The sequence below is a fragment of the Kluyvera sp. 1366 genome (genome assembly GCF_054823405.1).
Map to the genome: position 1 here is coordinate 35948 of NZ_JBTRDW010000016.1, position 6343 is coordinate 42290.

7 protein-coding genes and 1 pseudogene are annotated in these 6343 nt (G+C 54.5%); all 8 read right to left on the bottom strand.

The genetic code is table 11. The features are described from left to right. Positions 1–63: 63 nt before the first annotated feature. Positions 64–1326, bottom strand: a complete 1263-nt coding sequence (umuC, locus tag ACVLVH_RS23505) for a translesion error-prone DNA polymerase V subunit UmuC (RefSeq protein WP_498950308.1) — start codon at positions 1324–1326, stop codon at positions 64–66. Between the two features lie 2 nt (positions 1327–1328). Then, positions 1329–1706: a S24/S26 family peptidase gene (locus tag ACVLVH_RS23510; protein WP_498950309.1), complete on the bottom strand. Its 378-nt coding sequence runs from the start codon at positions 1704–1706 to the stop codon at positions 1329–1331. Between the two features lie 347 nt (positions 1707–2053). Beyond that, the gene (locus tag ACVLVH_RS23515) at positions 2054–2287 is read right to left on the bottom strand and encodes an EexN family lipoprotein (RefSeq protein WP_498950311.1); all 234 of its coding nucleotides are present in this window, start codon (positions 2285–2287) and stop codon (positions 2054–2056) included. A gap of 1081 nt (positions 2288–3368) precedes the next feature. Further along, positions 3369–4235 (bottom strand): plasmid replication initiator RepA, encoded by an 867-nt coding sequence (gene repA, locus ACVLVH_RS23520; RefSeq protein WP_498950313.1) that lies wholly within the window; start codon positions 4233–4235, stop codon positions 3369–3371. Then, positions 4228–4299, bottom strand: a complete 72-nt coding sequence (gene tap, locus ACVLVH_RS23525; protein WP_498950319.1) for a RepA leader peptide Tap — start codon at positions 4297–4299, stop codon at positions 4228–4230. Before tap ends, repA (ACVLVH_RS23520) begins: the two co-directional genes overlap by 8 nt. A 223-nt stretch (positions 4300–4522) precedes the next feature. Beyond that, positions 4523–4777, bottom strand: coding sequence for a replication regulatory protein RepA (gene repA / locus ACVLVH_RS23530; RefSeq protein WP_498950315.1), 255 nt, complete (start codon positions 4775–4777; stop codon positions 4523–4525). A gap of 134 nt (positions 4778–4911) precedes the next feature. Continuing rightward, complete coding sequence (locus tag ACVLVH_RS23535) at positions 4912–5445, bottom strand: phospholipase D family nuclease (protein WP_498950317.1); 534 nt, start codon at positions 5443–5445, stop codon at positions 4912–4914. Positions 5446–5662: 217 nt separating this feature from the next. Further along, positions 5663–6343: pseudogene (locus ACVLVH_RS23540) on the bottom strand (F-type conjugative transfer protein TrbC); the annotation flags it as partial.

Consider the following 6343-nt stretch of genomic DNA (forward strand, 5'->3'; position numbering starts at 1 on the left):
CGCTGCATTTACTCAATATTTCCGCTAATAAGGATGCTGTTTAAAGAATCGTCCGGAAGTGATTTATTTGATCAAGGGAATATCACTAAGTCGCGTCGTGTATCTGGGCGAGAGCATTTCTCTTTTCATCTGCCAGCTGCTGTCACGCGCTCCCTGCCCTGCAAACCAGACCTTTCCACTCCCGGAACGATTTATCTTATCGAGGGCTGACATCAGCGCATCGGCGTTTGCACGCGGCTGCTGTTCGCTGAACATGTCATATTGCGCCACACCCGACTGATAGAAATCGGCCAGACTGACGCCGGCTTTTGCGTACCGGTAGCCTTCCCGCCAGATAGTGCTTAGTCCACTGAGCGCTAATTCAATAATATCGCGCGTGTCATTCGTGGGATAATCGCTGATGCGGGAGGCTGTGTTGGAATACTGAGGCTCACTTCCGTGACGCCCGGTTGCGATCGACACGCTGATATGCCGGCAGTATGACTGCTGTTCCCTGAGCTTTTCTGCTACGCGGGTGGCATAAAGCACTACCGCCTGCTGCATATCCTCGAGTTGAATAACGCGCTGGCCAAACGACCGGGAGTTGACGATCTGCTGCTTTGGTGGCGGTGCGTCCTCAAGGGCGAGGCACGACTCACCGTTGAGCTCCCGCACGGTGCGCTCGACGATAACGTCAAAGTTTTTACGTATCATACTGACGTTGCTGTCTGCCAGCTGCAGGCCCGTGTTGATGCCCAGCTGGTTCAGCCGGACGCTGATGCGCCGTCCGATGCCCCAGATGTCGCTGACGTCGATCAGCTGCAGCAGCTTCCGCTGCCGGCTCCGGTCGGAGAGGTCTACCACGCCCTTTGTCTGCGTCCACTTCTTCGCCGCGTAGTTGGCGAGTTTGGCCAGCGTTTTAGTCGGCCCAAAGCCAACGCCGATAATCAGCCCGGTTTCCTGCCGGATACGCGCGCGCATCTGCTGCCCGAACATCTCCAGCGGAATGAGGCTGCCAATGCCGGTGACGTCAAGAAAGCTTTCGTCAATGGAGTAGACTTCCTGCCCGGCCGCCATCTCCCCCAGTATGGCCATCATCCGCGCCGACATGTCGCCATACAGCTCATAGTTGGAGCTGAACACGTGCACGCCATTCTCACGAAAGAAGCGTTCGTTCTGGAACAGCGGAGCGGCCATTTTAATACCCATGCGCTTCGCCTCTGCCGAACGCGCGATAACGCAGCCGTCGTTGTTGGAGACCACCACGATAGGCCGGCCCCGGAGGTCGGGCCTGAATATGGTTTCACAGGAAGCGTAGAAGTTGTTGGCATCGGCCAGGGCAAACATGGTCACTCTACCGGCGGTCCGCTAAACCCCAGGCCGGCCACATCGGTGAGGGAATAGGCCACAACGCCCCAGACGGGCAGCGGCTGGCTCACATCGATAAGCGTGACGGTTTCATCCGCATCCGGAGCCTGCAGGGCGGGAACGGGATTGAGAAGCAGACGCCGTAGCGACAGCTCACCGTCGACCTCCGCCACGATAAGCTGGCCATGCGATGGCATCAGCGCCCGATCGATGGCCAGCACTGAACCTTTCACGATGCCGGCGTCAGGAAAATCACTGTCGCTGCGCATCAGATAGGTCGAATAGGGTGACAGATGAACGAGGTCACCAAGATTCAGACGCGTCTCAACGTAGTTCTGTGCCGGGCTCTGAAAGGCCATCGTTATGCTCCCTTCTTACTCATTAATGTCTGCCAAATTACGGTGATACGTCCGGTTTTGTGAGCCAGTGGCAGGGAAAAAACCGTATTGTACTGTCCGCAGTAATTAACCATAACCGCGTGATTTACGTTCGCCAGTTAGACCGGGCTTATAGTTAAAAAATCAGGCGATCACTCAGGTATTTGGCCATGAATTATGCAAACCAGTATTTTAACGGGTCGTGACAACAGGACGTAACAATGTGACAGATCTCATCCTGTCAGAGGTCTTTTCTTCTGCAGTGCGAGCGAATTAACGAACGATAGTGAAGGGATGAAATAAACAGCCCGGCAGCGCCGGGGCAGGATTTACCAGGTTTTATCCGGACTCTTTGTGAAAGAGCCGCCATGGACGGTGGCATCTATGGCATTACGGCAGTCTGCAGTGCCGCGCGGATCGGAGGATTTTCTGCACTCCTCAAATTTAGCTGCACGCTCCTTATCATGCTCTTTGTACCAGTCAATGCTCTTCGCGCTCGCATCGCAACCGGCAAGCAGCATGGTGGCCAGTAAACTCAGTGACAGCAGTCCAGTTTTTATCATGTCTCCCTGTTTAAGAATATCTACAGCAATTGCAGACGGGCATCATACGCGTTTTTAAAGTTCGGCAGTCCAAGCTCTGAGTAAATACACGTCTATGAATCAACGGGTAATGGTCGCGTGCCCAGCATCTCGGATACTCTCAGGCAGGCGAGCAGCGCGCAGCCTGTCCACTGTATGCCGCGTTAGCGGCATGGAGGCGCCAGAAATCGTTAAGGACCACCCTTATGCCATTGGGCGCCGTGAGCCCGGCAGAGCCGGTTACAGGCTCAATGGTGGCGAAAGCCCAACCCCTCCCTGCAAGACGCCGTTTAAGCAGCGGCCTTTCAGTCGCGTATTAGTCTGATGGTCGAAGACGAAAGACAGAGACCGCGGGCCTCAGTATTACAGCAACACCTGTGGTAGTTACATCATCCATCTTTAAAGCGATTCTGTTCCGGCCTTCTGCGCCGGGGCGGCGGCGCTTTTCAGGGTAGATTTCGCACAGGGTTTAAGTTCGGTTGTTTTTGCAGGTGAATTTATTGTGTGTTGTAACTACTTTTGCCCTGCCCGCCCTGGCGGGAGCTACCTAAAGGTGCGAAGCGCCTATTACGAACCTGCGCGAACAATAGTTCGCTGCGAGGGCTGACATTTAATTGTCCACAGGGCGGAGTCGTATAGGTTTTTTCTTTAAAGGTGAGTAATGACGGATCTTTAAAAGAAAGTAGATCGGGTTTTTAAAAGGATCATCGCGGTTTGTAAAAAGTTCGAATCGCAGTTAACTGGCCCTTCGGTCAGGAGATTATATAAATACCCTCTCGCGGTTAATGTGGATAACACAGAAACGCAGCGGGGCGTGACTTCAGCGTCGCTGCATTGATGAATTAATGGGCTGAGTATGACCTGGACTTATGGCGGGAATCAGCCACAAGTGAATGATATTCATATATATGGAGAATCACAGGCGCGCGTGGGCCTCCGGCGCAAACCGGATAGCCGAAACAATGGGGTGAAGGTAAAGAGCGGCCTTACAGGCCGGATTGCGGAAGCGGATAAGCCTGCGCCAGAGCGCCATTCGGTGGAAAAGAAGGATATCAGAAACGTGTCAGGTGGTTACAAGCTTGTCGTCATCAAGCCGCGCATAATGGCCACGCGACATCTTCATGCGCTCCGCCACGCGGCGTTCGATTTCCGCTCTCACCGCGTCCAGGCCGCCAAAGAAGCGACCGTTAACGATATCTTTGTTCAGCTGAGTGCGGACCAGCAGCTCAATGTCTTTACGGGTGCGCGGTGCGTCTTTGCGCGCACGGTGACGTTTGATGCCTTGCTCCCGGCGCGACTTCTGGTACTCGCGGAAGCGTTCGCGCACGAACGCCCAGGCGGCGTTGATGAGTTCACCGGCGTCTGCGCGCGGTAACCCTCTCTTCTCACGCTGAAGGTTTTCCCACTCGATACGGCTGCGGCGTGCAGCAGCAACGGCTTCTTCCGACACGTCCAGCACCTTCCACATCAGCGACGTGAAGGTGATATCTGTCGGGATGTTACAGCCTATCTCTTTATCATACTCGGTGTTGTAGGTGATGAGCTTTAGCTGCTCAAGCGTATGGCAGGCACCCGTGAATCGGGTGATCGAGAGGCGTTTTTTCTCAGTGGCCAGCCCACAGCGGATGCTCATGGTCGTGAGCGAGGCGCCCACGCGGTTGGCCAGCGGATTCAGGTACCAGCACATTGCCTGGAGTGTTGCTTCCAGCGCGCGCATGCGGAGCTTGGGTGGACGGCGTTTGCGTTCACCACGGGCGATCGACATTGCAACCAGCATCTGGAATTCTACGCGTTGCGTAAAGCCCACTGCCTTCTCACGAATTTTTTCGCAGAACGGCAGAGTTTTCTTTCCTTTCTCCGGGACAAATTTCGGATTTGGATTCTTTACCTGCCGGTAAAATGAAGTGTTTTCAGATACCTGTTCAGTCACACCTTCCTGCGCTTATGTTGCACAGAAGGAGTATGCACAGGAGGTATTGCAGTTTTCCGGGCATAAAACTATACTCCCCGCATAGAGCAACAGCTTCTATGCAGTTTCAGTGAGCCCCGTTAACCTTCCTCAGTCGCCAAACTCAGAGATTATCGGGGTTTTCTTTTTTCTGGCTTTCAGTAATCTGTCAGTACCAGTACCCTGCCACCTCGCGGCGTGGCCCGCCAGAATTCTTTACGGTTTGCAATCTATCACTTCAACAGACATACGACAAGAAAGTAATGCCATTACTTATTGCTCACTTCAAACGCCTGTTCTAAAAGACGTTCAATATACTCAGCCTGTGTCATGCCTAGTTTTTCACACTCGACCAAAAGCCGGGCTTTTATTGGATTGCGCACAAAAATCTTAACTTCTTTATGAGTCAGTTTTTTTCTGGCCACCGCTGCCTGCTGCTTTTCAGAAGCACTTAACGCATTACCTTTGCGATATGGGCGCTTAGATCCTGCTGAGGAAGTGACTTTGTTAGCTGACTGCGACATTTCTGCCTCCTCCACTAAATTCAGAGCGAATTTTGCAGAGAATACTACATAACCCATAAATCAGCGACTTAACTTTAAGCTTTAGTGTGATCAGCGTTGGCGCGCGGACCACTCTCACTTTTGTCAGGCGTAATTCAGTAAGTTGATCGCCAGTCCGTACCTCCATCCCATCGAGACTGCCAGTGCGTCAGGTACACCAGCGCCAGCGAGGGCACCCCGCGTACGACCAGCGCGTTCTCGGAGTTCGACTCCGCTGCGCTCCGCGTATAGTTAAACGAGCCGAGCTCCACGTTCTGGCCATCGGTGATGATCACTTTGTCATGCATGATTTTGTACTGGCCGTTAGTGCGCAGCGGGATGCCGGCGTTGACCACCACGTTCATTGCTGCCTGGCTCGATTTGCTGCGGTTGCCTTTGTCGTCCACCACTACCCTGACGTCCACACCGCGACGTTTTGCCGCAACCAGGGACTTAACGATCGTGGGCGAGGTGAAGATGTAGCCCATCAGGCGGATACTCTCGTGCGCCTCGTCCAGTGTACGGAGGACCAGCTGCTCCGCGCTGCCATGAGGCGAAAATCCGACGTCAATGGAAGGTCTCGCGGCTGATGCGTACGCGACAAAGCTCAGCGAGGTCGCCATAGCGATCGCTGCAAACGTTAATTTCATGTTTTGTTCCTGCAGTAAGCCGGCAGTGGCCGGCAATAAGTCTGATGATTCATGTTGCAGAGGCAAAAAAAGAGGGCCTCAAAGGCCCTAAAAGGGATCAGCATTACAAACGTTTATTCAAGCAGTGGCAGACTGTGGAGCAGTCTCACGTTTGTTATCGGACTCAGGCTTAAAAGCTTTAGCCCTTTCGCTGTAAATAACCATATGTGACAATCGGTTAGCTAAACGTTTTAGTATTTTCAGACGCCAGCGCCACGTAGTTCTGCGCGGCTTTTTCAATTGCCTCGCGCCCCATGCCCATCAGACGGGGTTCGCGCAGCCGGACCTTATAGCCCCGTCCCCGCGCGGGCAGGCTTTCCTGCACCATGTGCCAGAGTATCGCCGAACGCACCGCAGCTGAGGGCGCCCGCTTCCAGCTGTATTCGCACTCGAGGGAGAATTCACAGACGGCGGCAAGCGCCGGGTCGGTCAGCACCAGCCCACGGGTATCCTGGGCGGCCGGGGGCGCGTCCAGGACCTGCAGAATGTGCTGAACCCGGTCGGCCCGCACGTAGCTGCGGCGCCGGCGATAAGGCATGGTGGCCAGCAGCCGGGCTTCGGATGGCGGGCTGACCTCCATAAAGCGATTGATGCGCACCGCTTCCTTCGTGAACTTGTCGGCATCGCTGATATAAAGCGAGCTGCCGCGCACAACCTTGCCCCCGAAAAGTGTGACGTTTTCACCTTCCTGCAGCGCCTGCACCTCCTCCACGTCGACCTTTTTCTTTTCGCTCACCTGCAGACGCGGGTCATCGCTCAGGCCACTCCCGAGGATGCTGCCCTGCTGCACCAGCGCACTCATGTGCGCGCGGTATTCGGTGCCGGCCATCAGCTGCAGAATTTCCAGCGTGTCCTTCGG